The sequence below is a fragment of the Gordonia soli NBRC 108243 genome, assembly GCF_000334455.1.
GTDB lineage: Bacteria > Actinomycetota > Actinomycetes > Mycobacteriales > Mycobacteriaceae > Gordonia > Gordonia soli.
Genome location: NZ_BANX01000032.1, coordinates 24,546 through 41,331 on the forward strand (window position 1 = coordinate 24,546; position 16,786 = coordinate 41,331).

Below are 16,786 nucleotides of genomic sequence, written 5' to 3' on the forward strand. Positions count from 1 at the left end.
CATCTGTGGATTCGACGTCCGCACGAATGGCACCTGAGCGGGCTCGGCTGTGCGATATCCACAGCTCGGCCCGCTCAGGTGTCAATAGTCCGCACGGTTGTCAGCCGACGCTGATCGACTCCCAGTCGCCGACTGATCCGGCGATCTGCGACAGGTGCTCCTCGGCGCCGCCCAGGGTGTGGGCGATGGCGACCAGTCGACTCGCATAATGTCCGACCGGGTACTCGGCGGTCATACCGATGCCGCCGTGCATCTGGATGGCCTCTTGCCCGATCTGGCGAGCCGACCGGCAGATCTGGAGCTTGGCACGGCTGGCGACGATCGGGTCGGCGGTACCGTCGGCCAGGGTGCCGGTCGCGTACAGACTGAGACTGCGGGCGAGCTCCAGCAGCACATACATGTCGGCGGCTCGATGCGTGAGTGCCTCGAATGTCGACAGGGTGACGCCGAATTGCTTGCGCGTCTTGAGGTAGTCGGTGGTCAGGGCCAGAGCCCGGTCCATCGCCCCGACCGCCTCGGCGCACAGTGCGGTCTGGATGCCGACCTCGGCGTCGGCGATGATCGTCGATGCGTCGCCGCTGCCGAGTCGCTTGGCAGGTGCGTTCGCGAAGTCGACCTGGGCGCCGCGCCGACGATCATGCGTACGGTACGGGGTCCGGGTGACGCCCTCGGCGTCGGCGTCGACCAGGAACAGGCCGACCTCACCGTCCACGCGTGCCGAGACGACGAACTTGTCGGCGCAATCGCCATGACCGACAAGGGTCTTGGTGCCGGTCAGAGTGTCACCGGATGCGGTGGTCGCGACTCCCGCGAGCGGCCAGCGGTCACCCGACTCCAGGTGTGCGAAGGCCAGGAGCAGGTCGCCGGCCGCGAGTCCGCCGAGGATCTCCGACCGGGTCTCGTCGTCGGCGGCGGCGCCCACCAGCGAGCCCGGCACGAGGACGGAATCGAGGTACGGCTCAGGGGCGAGGGCTCGGCCGAACTCGGTCAGCACGGTCGCGAACTCGACCGGTCCGGCCGCCGACCCGCCGTCCTCCTCGGGGAAGGTCAGGCCGAGGATGCCGATGTCGGCCAGCGACTTCCAGATGCCGCGGTCCCAGCCGAGCTCGGTGTCGGTGACTGAGCGAAGGGTCTCCACATCGTATTTCTTGGTCAGCACGTCGCGGACGGTGTCGCGCAACAGCTGTTGTTCGTCGGACAGTTCGAAGTCCATCAGGGGTCCTGTCTCTCGCAGTGCGGTTCGCGGATGTCGGTGCGCTACAGGCCGAGTACGGCCTTGTCGATGATCTGGCGCTGGACCTCCGACGATCCGCTGTAGATCGAGACCTTGCGGTAGTTCAGGTAGGTGGGCACGGTCAGCTGTGCCCAGGCGGGTGACAGGATCTCCGCGGTCCCGTTGGCCGCGTCGGGGTCGGGCGGCGCCACCGGCAGCGAGTCGGGTCCGGCGACGTCGGCGAGGAGTTCGGTTGCGGCCTGTTGCAGTTCGCTGCCGCGCAACTTCAGCAGGGACGATGCGGGGTTCGGCTTGCCGTCGGTGGACGACGCCACCACGCGGAGCTGGGTGAGCTCCAGCGCCAACAACTCGTTCTCGAGTTCGGCGAGGCGTGCAGCGAACAGCGGGTTGTCGAGGAGCGTGCCCTCGGCGGTCGTGGTCTGGCGGGCCAATTCCTTGGCGCGGGCCAGCTTCTTCTTGGTGAAACCGACCCGTGCCACGCCGGTGCGCTCGTTGCCGAGCAAGAACTTGGCGTACCCCCAACCGGCGTTCTCCTCGCCCACCAAATTCTCGGCGGGGACACGCACGTTGTTGAAGAAGACCTCGTTGACCTCGTAGCCGCCGTCGATGAGCTGGATGGGGCGGCGCTCGACACCTTCGCTGTTCATGTCGATGAGCAGGAAGCTGATGCCTGCCTGCCGCTTCGGGGCGTCGGGGTTGGTGCGGACGAGGCAGAAGATCCAGTCGGCGTACTGGGCGAGGGTCGTCCAGGTCTTCTGACCGTTGACGATGTACTCGTCACCGTCGCGGACCGCCTTGGTCTTGAGCGAGGCGAGGTCGGAGCCGGCTTCGGGCTCGGAGAATCCCTGGCACCACCAGATGTCGAGGTTCGCGGTCGCCGGCAGGAAGCGCTTCTTCAGTTCCTCGGATCCGAAGGCCGCGATGACCGGACCGACCATCGCGGCATTGAAGGCGAGCGGCTCGGGCACCGAGGCGAGGCTGAGTTCTTCACGCCAGATGTGGTGCTGGATCGGCGTCCAGTCCTGACCGCCCCACTCGACCGGCCAATGCGGGACGGCGTATCCGGCCTCGGCCAGGATCTTCTGGGTGGTGATGAGATCGTCGGGGAAGTTGAGATCCTCGGCGGCGGACCGCTCCAGGATCTCCTTGGGCACGTTGGTCGTGAAGAACGTCCGCAATTCCTCGCGGAACGCCTCCTCCTCGGGGCTGAACTTGAGGTGCATGACTCTGTTCTTACTCCTGTCGGCCGCGTCGGTATACACCGACGCCGAAACCGCAGGACACCTCGCTGCCGACGGATGTGGCAGCGAGGTGCCGGTGACCGGAGTCCTCAGTTGTCGGCGTCAGCGTCGGCCCGACGGGGCCGGCACGGGGGTGTCCAGGGAATCCACCGGCCCGGCGTCGACCACGAGCTCGGCGATCCCCGTGTCGGTGGCGTCGGCCGACGGCGCGTTCCCGGGTGATCCGGCGCCGGTGGTCACCCGCTGCGCGACTCGACGGCTGTAGACCATCACCAGTCCGCCGAGGACGGCCAGCACGGTCACGTAGGTGACGTACGCGACGACCGTGGTGTGTAGGCCGATGTGCGAGACGACGATGCCCGCGATCACGGCCGGCACGCTGAAGGCGAGATAGCTGACGACGAAGACGGCGGAGAAGACCTGGCCGCGCTGGTGCGGTGCGGTCGATGCCGACAGGCTGTCGAGGCCGCCGAGGAAGCAGGCGGCGAAGCCCGACCCCGCGACGAGTGAGCCGACGAGGTAGAGCGGCAACGACTCGCCGAGGATGCCGCCCAGGGAGAGGAGTGCACCCGCGGTCAACATCGGGTAGCCGTAGGTGAGCTTGGCCGCCGGGCCGGTGCGGGTGATCACCAGCGAGGTGGTCGCGGCGGAGGCGAAGAAGACGAAGAGCAGTGCGCCGGCCTCGGCGTGGTTGTCGACCCCGAACACCCGCGCCACCACCGACGATCCCAGCGACAGGTACAGGCCACCGAGTGACCAGGTGGCGATGAAGGCGGGCACCGCACCCAGGAACGCCCGGCGGACGTCCTTCGGCACCGATGCCTGTGGGGCCAGCGTCGTCGCGATGTGCCGCCGTGACGTGAACCCGACGCGCTGCGAGGTCTCGGGGATCACCAGCAGTGCGAGGAGCAGTGCCGCGAAGGCGACCAGGATGACCTCGTAGATGAGGAATCGCGGCGCGGGTGCGTACTGGACGAGTACTCCGGCGACGGCGACACCACCCGCGAGTCCGATCGTCGGGGCGGCGCCGGTGATCGCCGAGCCGAGCCGCTGGGTCGGTTGCATGTCGACAACGGTGGCAGTGAGGGTGCCGATGGCGGCTCCGGTCGCGAGACCCTGCAGTGCGCGGGCGACCATCAGTACCGCTACGTCGTCGGCAACGAGGAACAGCACCATGCTCGCGATCAGCAGGACCAGGGCGACGGCGAGGACCGGTCGTCGGCCGATGTGGTCGGAGAGCGATCCGACGGTCACCAGGCTGACCAGCATGAAGAGCACGTAGATGGCGAACACCGCGGTGAGTGTGAACGCCGAGAAGCCCCAGAGTTCCTGATAGACGGGGTACAGCGGCGACGGGGCCGCGGATGCGAAGAGAACCATCACGACGGTGGCCGCGACGACCCAGAAGGCACGGTGCGGGTGCAGATGTGGGCGAGCCATGAGACGCTCCTCCTAAAGCAATGACGGTTGCGTTAATGAAAGTAGCCCGATCGTGGCACTAACGCAACGCGGTTTGCAATAATGGCGTCATGAGCAACGCTACCGCCCCCCTCCGACGTCCCGGTGGTCGTAGCGCGCGTGTGCAGTCCGCTGTGTACGCCGCGGTCGGACAGCTCGTCGGCCAGGGTCATCGCGAGACCATGACGATTCCGCAGGTGGCCGAGGTCGCCGGAGTCAACCCGACGAGCGTCTACCGGCGTTGGGGCACGATGGAGGTGCTCCTCGAAGAGGTTGCGGTCGCAGCCCTGACGCAAGGTGAACCGCTCCCGGACCACGGTGACCTCGCCCGTGAGCTCGACGAGTGGGCACGCATCATCGCCGACGACATCGGCCGACCCAAGCGCCGTGCATATCTCCGGGCGATGGTGTCCGCACGTGAGGGTCTCGTGGAGGAGTGTCCCTGCTGGGCGATCCGCCGGGAGCAGGCCGACGAGATGATCGGGCGGGCGCGTGAGCGTACCGAGGCGACTCCGTCGGTCCGGCAGGTGCTCGACCACATCATCGCGCCGCTGTATCACCACGCGGTGTTCGGGCTCGCGGTCGACGGCGAGTACGCGGCCGATCTCGTCGCCGACGTCCTGCGGTTGGCGACCGTCGACGCCGAGGCGTCGGCGGCCTCGCGGTGACGAAACGGGTCCACGCCTTCGGCGACGACGCGCTCGGCCACCTCGACGGTATTGGCGTCGCCTCGGCGATCGCCGGCGGTGAGATCTCGGCCGCGGAGGCTCTCGAGGCCGCGTTGACGCGGATCGACTCCGTGGAGCCGCAACTGAACGCCGTCGCAGTCGACGACCGCGACCGAGCGCGTCGGCTCATCGTCGAGAACCCTTCGCAGAAGGGGCCGTTCGCAGGTGTGCCGTCGATCATCAAGAACAACACCAACTACGCGGGGATCGCCGCTCGTCACGGTTCTGCCGCCGTGTCGGACCGTCCGGCGCAGCGCAACGAGCCGTTCACCGACCAGTTCCTCGCGACCGGGGTGACCCTGGTCGGAGCATCGACATTGCCCGCCTTCGGGTTGACTGCGACCACCGAGTTCGTCGACCGTCCCCCGACCCGGAACCCGTGGGACACCGACTATTCGGCAGGCGCGTCGTCAGGTGGTTCGGCAGCCCTGGTCGCGGCGGGGGCACTTCCCATCGCGCACGCCAACGACGGCGGCGGATCGATCCGCATCCCGGCCGCCGCCTGCGGACTCGTCGGGCTCAAGCCGTCTCGTGGTCGGGTTGCGGCATCTGTGGAGGGGGAGGCGGCCCCGATCGACCTGGTGTCCAACGGGATCGTCAGCCGGTCGGTGCGCGACACTGCCCACTTCCTTGCCGACATCGACCGCGGCGATGCTGCATCGATGCCCCGCGTCGGGCTCGTCGAGGGGCCGTCCGAGCGCCGACTCCGCATCGGCGTGCTGGACGAGGCGATCACCGGACAGCCGCTCGACGCCGACACGGTCGCCGGTCTGCAGGCGACCGTCGAACTGCTCGGCGAGCTCGGCCACGACGTCGAGGTGATCCCGATCCCGGTGGAGCCGGCGTTCATCGACCAGTTCACCGACTACTGGGGACTGATGGCCTTCTCGTTGGAGTTCTTCGGGAGTCGTCTACTGGACCCCGACTTCGACCGTTCGCAGGTCGACCCGTTCACCCGCGGCCTGTCGCGGAAGTTCTTGCGTCGCTTCTATCGGACACCTCATGTGATCTGGTCGCTGCGACGCTCGATCGGTCGATTCCGCGCGGTGTTCCGCCAGGTCGACGTGGTGCTGTCGCCGACCCTTGCGCACGTGACGCCCGAGATCGGTTACCTCGATCCCGGCATCGACTTCGACCTCGTCTTCGAGCGGCTGATCCGCTATGTCGCCTTCACCCCGGCCAACAACGTGTCGGGCACGCCGGCCATCTCCCTGCCCCTCGCGCAGTCGTCGGCCGGGCTGCCGGTGGGAATCCACTTCTCCGCCGATCTCGGTTGCGAGCGAGTCCTTCTCGAGTTGGCCTTCGAACTGGAGGCGGCCCGGGGCTTCGCCCGAATTCAGGACCCGGTCGGCTGACGCTCACCCTTTTCGTTCCTGCTCATCCAGTCGGGTGAGCGAGAACGAGATGGGTGAGCGGGAGTTCAGGCCGACTGTCATCCGGTCGGATGACCCCTCGGTCGTCTGGCCGGTGTGAGCAACTCGGTTGTCCTGTGCGTGTGGCACAGTTGTCCCGATCCGACGGGGGTGGCGGTGTCCGAAGAGTTGCCGGAGAAGGCGTCTGAGGTCGATGCGCGTGTGGCGCGATCGATGCTCGTTCTCTGCAGTGTGAGTGGCGGGTTCGTGATCGGCGCCGTGGTGCTTGCAGCGCTTGCGCTCGTATGGAGGTCGCCTCGCGGCTCGACCGGTACCGATCTGAGCGCGATCACCACCTTCACCATCGCCGAGCTCGTCGGGGTTGTCGTCGTGGCCTTGGTGACGGGTGTGCTGCTGACCGCACTGATGGCCGGAACGAATGGTCCCCACGCTTCGTCGTACCTCGGGATTGCGATTGTGGTCGCGATGGCGGCAGCGGCGGGTGTGCTGACAGCCGTCTTCGCATCCTGGCCCGACCGCGCTTTCGCGAGTGTCTCCGGTCCGGGCGATCGAGGCATCAGAGAGATCTCGATCGCAGCATGGATCGCGTTGACGGTTGGCTGCATCGTTGTCGTCGCGGTGGTCGTTCGCGTCTATCGGCCCGACGGCACTCGCCGTCTCGGGTGGCCGGCGAAGATCCGTTGGGCAGGTGTTTCGGCCCGTCCTGCAACGCTCCTGGTTGCCTTCTCGATGGTTGTCGGGCTCGTCGTCGCGGCCTCACCCACTGTGGCCCTGTCCATCACGGCCCGCGATCCTGCGAGGGCAGCGGCTGAGAACGATCCCGTCCCAGGCCTGCCGACTACTCTGGGCGAACGGATTTCGTACTCGTTTGCCACCGAGGATCCCAGTCGGCTCGTGGCGGCCGGAGCCGGCTTCGTCGTCGAGAACGGCACTGCATTGGAAGCTCGCGACGGTGGCACCGGACGACTTCGGTGGACCTTTGCGTACTCGCGATTGCCGTCGAAGTGCACTCCGTACGCGGTGCACTCGACCGGAGTGGGTCCCGGCAGCTCGGTCGTACTGGCCTGTCTGATGTCGGGATGGCCTTCGCGATCGATGCTGATCGGTCTCGACGCCATGTCGGGGGAGTATCGGTGGTCCAACGGCGAGAACTGGCGTCCCGACCAACGGCTCGAGGGGCCTGCGCACGCCCTGGCGGTTGTTCGTGGGGACGAGTTGATGGTCCTCGACCCGAGGACCGGGAATCATGTGTGGCACAGATCCGTACGCATGCGGTGCACGGAGGCGTACCCCCAGTTCGGCACGACCACTCATGCCGTCGTGTACCTCGTCAGATGCGGCACGTCGTACAGCATCGAAGTCCATTCGATCAGTGACGCGTCGGTATGGCGAATCCCTCTGCGGCCCAGAAAGTCGAACGCCACACAGTTCAACGCACACATGGTCGCCGTGTTCGGAGATTCGGTGGTCACCACCACGAGCGCCGAATACTCCGGCGATGGCGTCTACGTAGTGGATACAGCGCGGCATCGCGTTCGGCGGCTACCAGGGGCCGGCAGCGCTTCCGGCGGGTACACCGACACTCTCGCCCTGGGGACCTCCACGGTTCCGGTTGTGGAGCTTTCCCGAACTGCCGGTCGGGGTGGCGACTACGTGCTGCCGTGGAAAACAGAGATCACGCCGATGAATCGTGCGATTGACAACGGGATCTCGGCTGACAGGCGTTCAGCAATGGTCGGGGACGGACTTGCGACCGCAACAGTGTTCGACCCGACAACCAGCCGGGTCAGCATCGCGATCGTCGATCGCGCTGGCAACACGACCAGGCGGCCGTCGCCGTGCGGTTACGATGCCGGCGGTCTGCTCGTGGTTCCCGGTGCGACGCTGATGATCTGCGCGCGAGAGACCTGGATTCCGCGCCATCAGATCACATACCACGTCCTCGGTCTGCGGTAGGCCCGGTTCGCCGACGCTCACCCAACTAGTTTCTGCTCATCCAGTCGGGTGAGCGAGAACGAGATGGGTGAGGAGATCAGGCCGACTCGGCGGCGTGGTCGACGATGGCGATCGGGCATCGAGCCGAATGGTGGACCGCGCGGGCGACCGAGGTCGTCCACGCGGTCATGCCCGCGCCGCCCCGTGGTCGGGTGATCACCAGGAGCGCGGCCTGCGGAACCGCCTCGGCCAGTGCGCGATGCGGGTTCCCGTTGACGAGCTGGAGGGTCACCGTGCAGTCGGGATACAACTCCCGCCAGGTGTCGAGCAGCGCGTCGGCCCGACGGTAGACCTCGGCGATCTCGTCGGCTGCGAGGTCGTCGGGGATGGCGCAGAGGATGGTGATCCGACCGTCGGCGTCGCGGGCCCGGTCGAAGGCAGCGGTGATGGCGTGCTCCGACGGTGCCTCGACATCGACCGCGGCGACCACCGGACCGTGTTCGACGAGGTTGCCGTACGGGACGGTGACCACGGGGCATCGGGAACGCGCCGACAACGCGGAGCTGATGCTCCCGGCGGTCAGACGCTCGAACCAGCCGGCCCGGTGATGACCGAGAACGAGAACATCCGCATGCTCGGAGACGTTGGTGAGCAACGGGATCGCGGTCAGATGTTCGACGATGGTGGTGATGTCGAGGGACGGATGATCGACATGGAGGGCATCGGCCACCGCCGCCACCCGATCATGGGCCGCGGCCCGTGCCGAGTCCACGTCGTACTCCGCGAGGGTCGCGATCATCATCGGTGGGGCGTAGCCGTGCACGAGCACGACACGGTGACCACCGCGGTCGGCGACCGCCGCCGCCCATCGAGCGGCAGCTTCCGACTCGATGCTGGCGTCGACGCCGACCGCGATGGTGCTCATCGCCGGTGCGCCCCCACGTAGGTCTCCTCGGTTCCGGTGGCCGGCGCCACGGTCGCCGTCGCCGGGAGGTCGGCCTCGATCGGAGCGGGATCGACCGCTGCGCGACGCTGTTCATCGCCGCTGAGGGTCTTGAGTGCGACCTCCTTGATGAAGAGCACGGCGACCAGGCTGAGTGCGGCCATCGCGGCGGCGACCAAGAAGATCCGCGCCGTCCCGTCGCCGTAGGCGCCTCGCACGATGTCGGCGATCGGGGCCGGAAGCTCGTTGAGGTTCGCGAGACCTGCTGTTGCACCGCCGGTCTGACCCGAACCGATGCCGAGTGCGCCGAGTCCCTTGGCGATGAGATCCGTGACGTGGTTGGACAGCACCGCACCGAGTACCGAGACGCCCGCGGCGCCACCGAGGGAGCGGAAGAAGGTGACGGTGGAGGTCGCCGCGCCCAGATTCTCGGGACCGACATTGTTCTGCACGGCGAGGACCAGGTTCTGCATCGTCATGCCCATACCGGTGCCGAGGATGAAGAGATACACGCCGAGCAGCACCATGTCGGTGTGCGCGTCGATGGTCGAGAGCAACCCGAAACCGACGGTCATCAGCGACGCGCCGACCACCAGGAATGCCTTCCATCGACCGAACCGGGTGATGAGTTGACCCGACACCGTCGCCGACAGCATCGACCCGATGATCATCGGCAGCGTCAGAAGTCCTGCAGCGGTGGGAGAGTAGCCGCGAGCGATCTGGAAGTACTGACCGAGGAACACCGCGCCACCGAACAGGGCGACACCGACGGCGATGCTGGCGATGGTCGCCAACGCGGTGGTGCGATCTCGGAAGAGTCGTAGCGGGATGATCGGATCCTTCGCGCGTGACTCGACCCACAGTGCGGCCCCGAGCAAGACCACACCGAGTGCGACGAGACCGTAGGAGATACTCGACGCCCAGTCGAAGCTCTTGCCCGCCAGCGTGACCCAGATGAGCAGTGTGCTGACACCGGACGCGATGAGCAGCGCGCCCGCGTAGTCGATGGTGACCTCGCGGCGGACGACCGGGATGTTCAGCGTCCGTTGGATGACGGCGAGCGCGACGATGGCGAGCGGGACGCAGACGTAGAAGGTCCAGCGCCAGCCGAGCCAGCTGGTGTCGACGATGACGCCACCGATCAGCGGGCCCGCGACCGTCGCTACCGACATGACGGCAGCGATGGGGCCCTGGTAGCGACCGCGTTCGCGCGGACTGAACATCGTGGCGATGACGATGACGACCAACGCCTGCAGTCCGCCGAGGCCCAGGCCCTGGATGACGCGGAACCCGATCAGCATCCCCACCGATTGGGAGAAGCCGGCGAGGACGGACCCGAGCGTGAACAGGAACAGCGACATCTGCACCAGCAGCTTCTTGCTGACCAGGTCGGAGAACTTGCCCCAGATCGGGGTGGTCGCCGTGGAGGCGAGCAGGGTCGCGGTGATGACCCAGGTGTACTGGTCCTGGGTGCCGTGTAGATCGGTGATGATCGTCGGCAGGGCGTTGCTGACGATGGTCGACGACAGGAACGCGACGAACATCCCCAGCAGCAGGCCGACGAGGGCCTCGATCTTCTGCTGGTGCGTCATCGCGACATCCGTGTCGGGTGCCGATCGCGCGACCGGCTGCGCCTCGTGTGCGCTCATGGGACCTCCTCGGAGTCGGGACGCCAGTAGTTGCAAGATGCAACCATAGGCATGAAGGTTGCAACTATCAACTAATCTGACTTATTCCCGGACCCGACCAGCGGCGGGACGAGCCCCGTGGGCTCGGTAACCTACGGCGAGCGGATCGGACGTCCGCGCGTCATCGACACGAGAGGATCGCGCCATGGGCTCCGACGACCCGATCGCCGACCTCGAGGAAGCGTTGGTCGACATGTGGCGGCGCGGTCGGATTCGCACGCGTGAACGGGCGCAGGCCATCGACCCGCGACTCGATCCGGCGTGCTACCCGCTGCTGATGGTCCTGATGCAGCGCGGTCAGGTCCCGATGTCGGCGATCATCGCCGAGTTGGGGATCGAGAAGTCGACGCTGACGCGGCAGATCGATTCGGTGGTGCGGCTCGGATTGGTCGAGCGGCAGCCCGACCCCGACGATGCGCGCGTCCGACTGGTGTCGTTGACCGCCAAGGGGCGTCGACGGTTGGACAAGGTCTCGGTGTCGGCGATCGCGGACTGGCGGGATCGACTGTCGCGGTGGGAGCCCACCGACGTGCGTCGGCTGACCGAGCTCCTGGGTCGGTTGGCGGAGGATTCGGGGTAGGGCTCGTCTCGGACATCGCGCTGCCGGCTGGTGGCCAGAATCTGCCGTGGAGCGGGTGGGCGTGTGGAATATCCACATGGCTCCTCGCTGGAGGGCAGTTTTTGGTCGGGGTGGCGCTGGTGGTGGAGGTTCAGTCGGGTTCGGGGTCCCCGGTGCTTGGCACGCCCGATTGGTGACCACAATCTGCTGCCCACCGGTGCGGCGCGTGCACTATCCACGCGACTGCCCGCTGGAGGGCAGTTTTTGGTCGGGGTGGCGCTGGTGGTGGAGGTTCAGTCGGGTTCGGGGTCCCCGGTGCTTGGCTGCCGGCTGATGACCACAATCTGCCGCCCACCGGTGCGGCGCGTGCACTATCCACGCGGTGTCCCGCTGGACGGCAGTTTCTGGTCATGCCGCCTTGGGTGAGCCCGGCGACGACCCACCCCCCGACAACAGAACACCACCGACGCCGAGAACCTCGACGTCGGTGGTGAACGATCAACCGGAAGAAAAGACCCGCATCAGCCCTAGTGCACGACCGCCTTCTCGGCGCCGACACCGGTCAGCGAGCGGACCTCCATCTCGGCGGCCTTCTCCGGATCGCTGGCGTCCTTCGTGGTCAGCGTCCCGACGATGCCCAGGATGAAGGCGAGCGGGATGGACACGATGCCGGGGTTGGCCAGCGGGAACCAGGCGAAGTCGGCATCGGGGATCATCGAGGTCTTCGATCCCGACACCGCGGGTGAGAAGACGATGAGCACGATGGTCGAGATCAGGCCGCCGTAGATGCTCCACAGTGCACCGCGGGTGTTGAACCGCTTCCAATACAGCGAGTAGACGATGGTCGGCAGGTTCGCCGCCGCGGCGACCGCGAAGGCCAATGCGACCAAGAAGGCCACGTTCTGACCGTTGGCCAGGATGCCGCCGGCGATGGCGACGATGCCCAGCACCACTGCGGTGATCCGCGAGACCCGGACCTGCTGACTCTCGGTCACCTTGTTGTTCTTCAGCACGTTCGCGTAGATGTCGTGGGCGAAGGACGCCGACGCGGTGATGGTCAGACCGGCGACCACGGCGAGGATGGTCGCGAAGGCGACCGCCGAGATGATGCCGAGTAGGACCACACCGCCCAACTCGAAGGCGAGTAGCGGGGCCGCTGCGTTCTGTCCGCCGGCCGCGTCCAGAATCCGGTCCGGCCCGACGATCGCCGCCGCGCCGTATCCCAGGACGAGGGTGAACAGGTAGAAGGCGCCGATCAGTGCGATCGCCCAGACCACTGAGCGCCGAGCCTCTTTCGCGGTCGGGACGGTGTAGAAGCGCATCAGCACGTGCGGCAGGCCCGCGGTGCCGAGGACCAGTGCGATGCCGAGCGAGATGAAGTTGATCTTCGACTCGAGCGACCCACCGTACTGGGCACCCGGCGCCAGGACGTCACGGGCGGCGACGGCTTCGTCGGTCGAGCCGCCGATCGCGGTCTGCGCCGACCCGAGGATCTCGGAGAAGTTGAATCCGAACTTGCTCAACACCATCACTGTCATGAACGCGGCTCCGGCGATCAGCAGGACGGCCTTGATGATCTGCACCCAGGTGGTGCCTTTCATGCCGCCGACGAGCACGTAGACGATCATCAGGATGCCGACCACGCCGATCACCAACGACTGTCCGAGCTTGCTCTCGACATTGAGCAGCAGCGCGACGAGTCCGCCGGCACCGGCCATCTGGGCCAGCAGATAGAAGAACGAGACGGTGAGCGTCGACAACGCCGCCGCCATCCGGACGGGACGCTGCTTGAGTCGGAAGCTCAGCACGTCGGCCATCGTGAACTTGCCGGTGTTGCGGAGCAGTTCGGCGACCAGCAGGAGGGCGACGAGCCACGCCACCAGGAAGCCGATGGAGTAGAGGAAGCCGTCGTAGCCGTAGACGGCGATGGCGCCTGCGATTCCGAGAAAGCTTGCGGCCGAGAGATAGTCGCCGGCGATGGCGACGCCGTTCTGCGGCCCGGAGAAGGCTCGCCCACCGGTGAAGAAGTCGGCGGCGGTCGAGTTGTTGCGGCTCGCACGGATCACCACGAACAGCGTGATCAGCACGAAGGCGCCGAAGATCGCGATGTTGGCGGCCGGGTTGCCGACGGCTGCGGCGAGGACGGTCACGGACTGGTCGTTCACGGCCGGACCTCACTTTCGAGTTCGTTGCGGATGGCCTCGGACTTGGGGTCGAGGTCGCGGTTGGCGAACCGTACGTAGAGGCCGGTGATGAGGAAGGTGGTGACGAACTGCAGCAGGCCGAGGATGATGCCGACGTTGATGTTGCCCCACACCGAGATCGCCATGAAGTCGTGCGCGAACGCGCCGAGCAGCACGTAGACCGCGTACCAGATCAGGAAGAAGGCGGTCATCGGGAACACGAAGCGACGGAGGGTGCGCTTCAGGTCTTGGAACTGGGGGCTCTGCTGCGCCTCGATGAACTCCGCGCCGGTGGGCGTGTGTGGAGCTCCGGGCGGATGCTCGACGGTGGACACTGGGTTCTCCTGTTCGCCGATGGTGGGCTCTGGTCGTCGGATGGTCCGGACACACGACATCTGTGACGGTCCGCTGGAGAAATCGTCACTGAGGCGCGGATCACACACAACGGCGTGGCCTGGGTCACACGATGAGGTCCGACGAACATGCGGTGGACGGTCGGTGAGCGCCGACGAACGGTCTTCTCGGTCAGGCGTCGGGGAGTCGTTCGACGCCCATGCCCAGGCGCTCCGGCACGTGCATCCGCGCGAAGATCCGTGCGACGTCGGCCGGCCGACGACCTCGCGTCAGCAGGCTGACGCCGACCATCGTCGCGAACGCGAGGGGCACCGTGATCGCCGCCGGATACCCGACCAGGACCGCCGCCCATCCACCCAGCGCGTCGTCGTCGACCACGCCGGCGATGGCCAGGCTGGTGGCCATCCCCGACGAGAAGCCGCCGACAGCCAGGCCCGCGATGGTGCCGGCCGCGGTGAGTCCTCGCCACCAGATGCCCAGCACCAGCAGGGGGCACAGCGTGGAGGCCGCGACCGCGAACACGAGGCCGACGGTGCGCGAGAGTTCCAGGGAGGTGGCGGCGAGCGCGAGACCGATCGGCAACAGGCCGCCGATGAGTGCGGCGATGCGGAAGTCGCGGACCCGCCCGCGCAGCACGTCGGTGGAGAGCGCGCCGGCCACGCTCACCAGCAGACCGGAGGAGGTCGCGAGGAACGCCGCGATGGCGCCGGCCGCGACGAGCGCGGCGAGCAGTTGGCCGGGAATGCCGCCGACGGCCGCGGCCGGGACCAGCAACACCGCGGCATCGGCTGTGCCGGTGATGAGGAGTTCGGGGACGTAGAGACGCGCGAAGACGCCGAGCAGGGTGGGGAAGAGGTAGAACAGCGACAGTAGGGCGATCACCGCGAGCGCGGTGCGACGAGCCGATCGACCGTCGGGGTTGGTGTAGAAGCGCACCAGCACGTGGGGCAGCCCCATCGTGCCGAGGAAGGTGGCCACGATCAGTGAGAGCACCTGGTACAGAGGGTGATCGCCGCCCAGTCCGCGGCCGGATTCGATCCAGTCGGCACCGGTGCTCGGTGCCCCGGCGATCACCGGGGTGGCTGCCCCCGACTGCAGGTGCAGGACCGATCCGGCGGCGAGTGTGTGTCGGCCGGCACCCGGCACGGGCTGATCCCGGACGTCGCGTCCGTCGACCGAGCCGGTCACCGTCACACCCTGCGGGTCGGTGACCGCGACGACGACGTCGGTGGTGATGTCGACGGTGGTCTCCTGATTGACCCGAGGCGGAGCGGGCGCGCCGAGATCGGAACGGTCGCCGGCGAAGACGCCGAGGAGCACGAGCGCGGGAACGGCGATCGCGGTGAGCTTGAGCCAGTACTGGAAGGCCTGCACGAACGTGATCGACCGCATGCCACCGCCGACCACGTTCACGATGACGATGACGCCCACCGCGACGACGCCGACCCAGACCGGCGCGCCCAGAAGGATGTTCAGGGTCAGGCCGGCACCCTGGAACTGGGGGATGAGGTAGAGCACGCAGACGACGACCACCACCAGCATCGCAGTGGTGCGGGCGGCACGGGAGCCGAGCCGGAACTCGGCGAAGTCGGGCACCGTGTACGCGCCGGAACGTCGGAGTGGGGCCGCGACGAACAGCAACAGGCCGAGATAGCCGGCGGTGAAGCCCACCGGGTACCAGAGCGCGTCGGCCCCGTATTTCGCGACCAGCCCGGCCACTCCGAGAAACGATGCCGCGGAGAGATATTCACCCGAGATGGCTGCGGCGTTCCAGCGTGATCCGACCGATCTCGAGGCGACCAGGAAGTCGGAGGTGGTCCGCGAGAGCCGGCCGCCGTAGGCGCCGACCGCCACGGTCGCGACGGCTGCGATCGCCAGCGCGGCCGCGGTGGCCGGATCGATCCCGGAGTTCACCGGCACTCAGGAGTCATCGTCGACGACGCCCATGAAGTCACGTTCGGCCTGCTCGGAGAAGCGCACGTAGATGCGTGCTGCGACATACAGCAGCGGGTACAGGGCGACGCCGAGCACGATCCAGTTGGCGCGGATGCCCAGTACCGTCGCGGTCGCCAGGCCGGGGAACAGCAAGCCGACGAGGGGGATCGCGACGATCACCGCGATGACGCCCAGGCTGAGGCGGAGCGCCAGGCCGAGTTGTGCCCGCACCAAGCCGCGCACCAGGGCGTCGCCGACCTCCGTCTGCTCCTGCACCTCCACCCGCGTCCGGACCATCCGTGCACCGCGCCGCTGTGAGAGCACGACGCGTTCGCGGGCCGCGGGCTGCTCACTCACGCCGACCCCGAGCGGCTCTGCTTTCCGTAGCTGCGCAACGGGTCGCGTACGAGTCGGTCTTTCAGCTCCCGTACCTGGCGGCGGCTCACCGGGAGTTCCACGGCGTGGGTGTGGCCGTGGGCGCGCATGCCCACCACGGTGGCCGCCCCCGACGTCCGCAGTCCGGAGACCATGCCCAGTGCCACTAGGTACGACCGGTGCACACGATGGAATCCGTGGTCCCGCCAACGGTTCTCGAGCGTCGTGAGCGGGATTCTGACCAGATGGGCGCCGCTCTCGCTGTGGAGCCGGGCGTAGTCGCCGACGGCCTCGACCCAGACGATCGAGTCGCGTCGGATCAGCGAGGTGACGCCGCTGAGCTCGACCGGGATCACATCGTCGGCGAACGCATCGTCCGCAGCGGTGGTGGCAGCGGCCTGGGTGGACTCACGGGCCGCCACCACCCGTCCGACCGCCTCGGCCAGACGATCCTCGCGTAACGGCTTCAGCAGGTAGTCGACGGCGCCGACCTCGAATGCGTCCACTGCCCGGTCGTCGTGCGCGGTCACGAACACGATGGCCGGTGGTGCGCTGTAGCGGCGGAGTACCTCGGCCAACTCCAGTCCGGAGAGCCCGGGCATGTTGATGTCGAGGAAGATCGCGTCGATCGCACGGTCGTTCAGCTCCCGCAGGGCCGATGTCGCGTCGGTGGCCGCGACGACCTCGGCGATCTCGGGACGGCGGGAGAGGAGATAGGAGACCTCGTCGAGTGCTGGACGCTCGTCATCGACGGCCAAGACGGTCAGTCCGCCCATCGCC

At 67.4% G+C, this 16,786-nt stretch carries 14 protein-coding genes; 4 read left to right on the forward strand and 10 right to left on the reverse strand.

Going from position 1 to position 16,786, the window contains the following annotated elements:
* Nucleotides 1–100: 100 nt before the first annotated feature.
* The 3 genes from GS4_RS19505 to GS4_RS19515 all read right to left on the reverse strand — a co-directional run bounded on the left by GS4_RS19505 (nucleotide 101) and on the right by GS4_RS19515 (nucleotide 3,915).
* Entirely contained in the window at nucleotides 101–1,213 is a 1,113-nt protein-coding gene (locus tag GS4_RS19505) for an acyl-CoA dehydrogenase family protein (RefSeq protein WP_007623775.1), read from the reverse strand.
* A gap of 44 nt (nucleotides 1,214–1,257) precedes the next feature.
* Nucleotides 1,258–2,457 (reverse strand): acyl-CoA dehydrogenase family protein, encoded by a 1,200-nt coding sequence (locus GS4_RS19510; RefSeq protein WP_007623777.1) that lies wholly within the window; start codon nucleotides 2,455–2,457, stop codon nucleotides 1,258–1,260.
* A 120-nt stretch (nucleotides 2,458–2,577) separates the two neighbouring features.
* Nucleotides 2,578–3,915, reverse strand: coding sequence for an MFS transporter (locus GS4_RS19515; RefSeq protein ID WP_007623779.1), 1,338 nt, complete (start codon nucleotides 3,913–3,915; stop codon nucleotides 2,578–2,580).
* Nucleotides 3,916–4,004: 89 nt separating this feature from the next.
* Between GS4_RS19515 and GS4_RS19520 the strand changes: the two genes are divergently transcribed.
* From GS4_RS19520 to GS4_RS19530, 3 genes are all read left to right on the forward strand, one after another.
* Nucleotides 4,005–4,601 carry a TetR/AcrR family transcriptional regulator gene (locus tag GS4_RS19520; protein ID WP_051989789.1) on the forward strand — a complete coding sequence of 199 codons (597 nt, stop codon included), beginning with the start codon at nucleotides 4,005–4,007 and terminating at the stop codon, nucleotides 4,599–4,601.
* The gene (locus GS4_RS19525) at nucleotides 4,598–6,016 is read left to right on the forward strand and encodes an amidase (protein ID WP_007623791.1); all 1,419 of its coding nucleotides are present in this window, start codon (nucleotides 4,598–4,600) and stop codon (nucleotides 6,014–6,016) included. The genes GS4_RS19520 and GS4_RS19525 overlap by 4 nt, the downstream gene beginning before the upstream one ends.
* A 174-nt stretch (nucleotides 6,017–6,190) precedes the next feature.
* Complete coding sequence (locus GS4_RS19530) at nucleotides 6,191–7,990, forward strand: hypothetical protein (RefSeq protein WP_169331492.1); 1,800 nt, start codon at nucleotides 6,191–6,193, stop codon at nucleotides 7,988–7,990.
* A 76-nt stretch (nucleotides 7,991–8,066) separates the two neighbouring features.
* Here the strand turns inward: GS4_RS19530 and GS4_RS19535 are convergent, their stop codons facing one another.
* Nucleotides 8,067–8,894, reverse strand: a complete 828-nt coding sequence (locus tag GS4_RS19535; RefSeq protein WP_007623800.1) for a universal stress protein — start codon at nucleotides 8,892–8,894, stop codon at nucleotides 8,067–8,069.
* On the reverse strand, nucleotides 8,891–10,504 hold the full coding sequence (locus GS4_RS19540; protein ID WP_157226703.1) for an MDR family MFS transporter: 1,614 nt from the start codon (nucleotides 10,502–10,504) through the stop codon (nucleotides 8,891–8,893). The genes GS4_RS19535 and GS4_RS19540 overlap by 4 nt, the downstream gene beginning before the upstream one ends.
* A gap of 241 nt (nucleotides 10,505–10,745) precedes the next feature.
* Here GS4_RS19540 and GS4_RS19545 point away from each other — a divergent pair, with 241 nt between their 5' ends.
* Complete coding sequence (locus GS4_RS19545; protein ID WP_007623812.1) at nucleotides 10,746–11,180, forward strand: MarR family winged helix-turn-helix transcriptional regulator; 435 nt, start codon at nucleotides 10,746–10,748, stop codon at nucleotides 11,178–11,180.
* Nucleotides 11,181–11,686: 506 nt separating this feature from the next.
* Here the strand turns inward: GS4_RS19545 and GS4_RS19550 are convergent.
* From GS4_RS19550 to GS4_RS19570, 5 genes are all read right to left on the reverse strand, one after another.
* Complete coding sequence (locus GS4_RS19550; RefSeq protein WP_007623815.1) at nucleotides 11,687–13,324, reverse strand: monocarboxylic acid transporter; 1,638 nt, start codon at nucleotides 13,322–13,324, stop codon at nucleotides 11,687–11,689.
* Nucleotides 13,321–13,677 carry a DUF485 domain-containing protein gene (locus GS4_RS19555; protein WP_007623819.1) on the reverse strand — a complete coding sequence of 119 codons (357 nt, stop codon included), beginning with the start codon at nucleotides 13,675–13,677 and terminating at the stop codon, nucleotides 13,321–13,323. Before GS4_RS19555 ends, GS4_RS19550 begins: the two co-directional genes overlap by 4 nt.
* Before the next feature lie 190 nt (nucleotides 13,678–13,867).
* Nucleotides 13,868–15,616 carry a sodium/solute symporter gene (locus GS4_RS19560; RefSeq protein WP_007623824.1) on the reverse strand — a complete coding sequence of 583 codons (1,749 nt, stop codon included), beginning with the start codon at nucleotides 15,614–15,616 and terminating at the stop codon, nucleotides 13,868–13,870.
* Entirely contained in the window at nucleotides 15,617–15,988 is a 372-nt protein-coding gene (locus GS4_RS19565; RefSeq protein ID WP_007623825.1) for a hypothetical protein, read from the reverse strand. It lies immediately after the preceding gene.
* A complete protein-coding gene (locus GS4_RS19570; RefSeq protein WP_007623826.1) occupies nucleotides 15,985–16,782 on the reverse strand; it encodes a LytR/AlgR family response regulator transcription factor in 798 nt (265 codons plus the stop codon). Before GS4_RS19570 ends, GS4_RS19565 begins: the two co-directional genes overlap by 4 nt.
* Nucleotides 16,783–16,786: the final 4 nt, after the last annotated feature.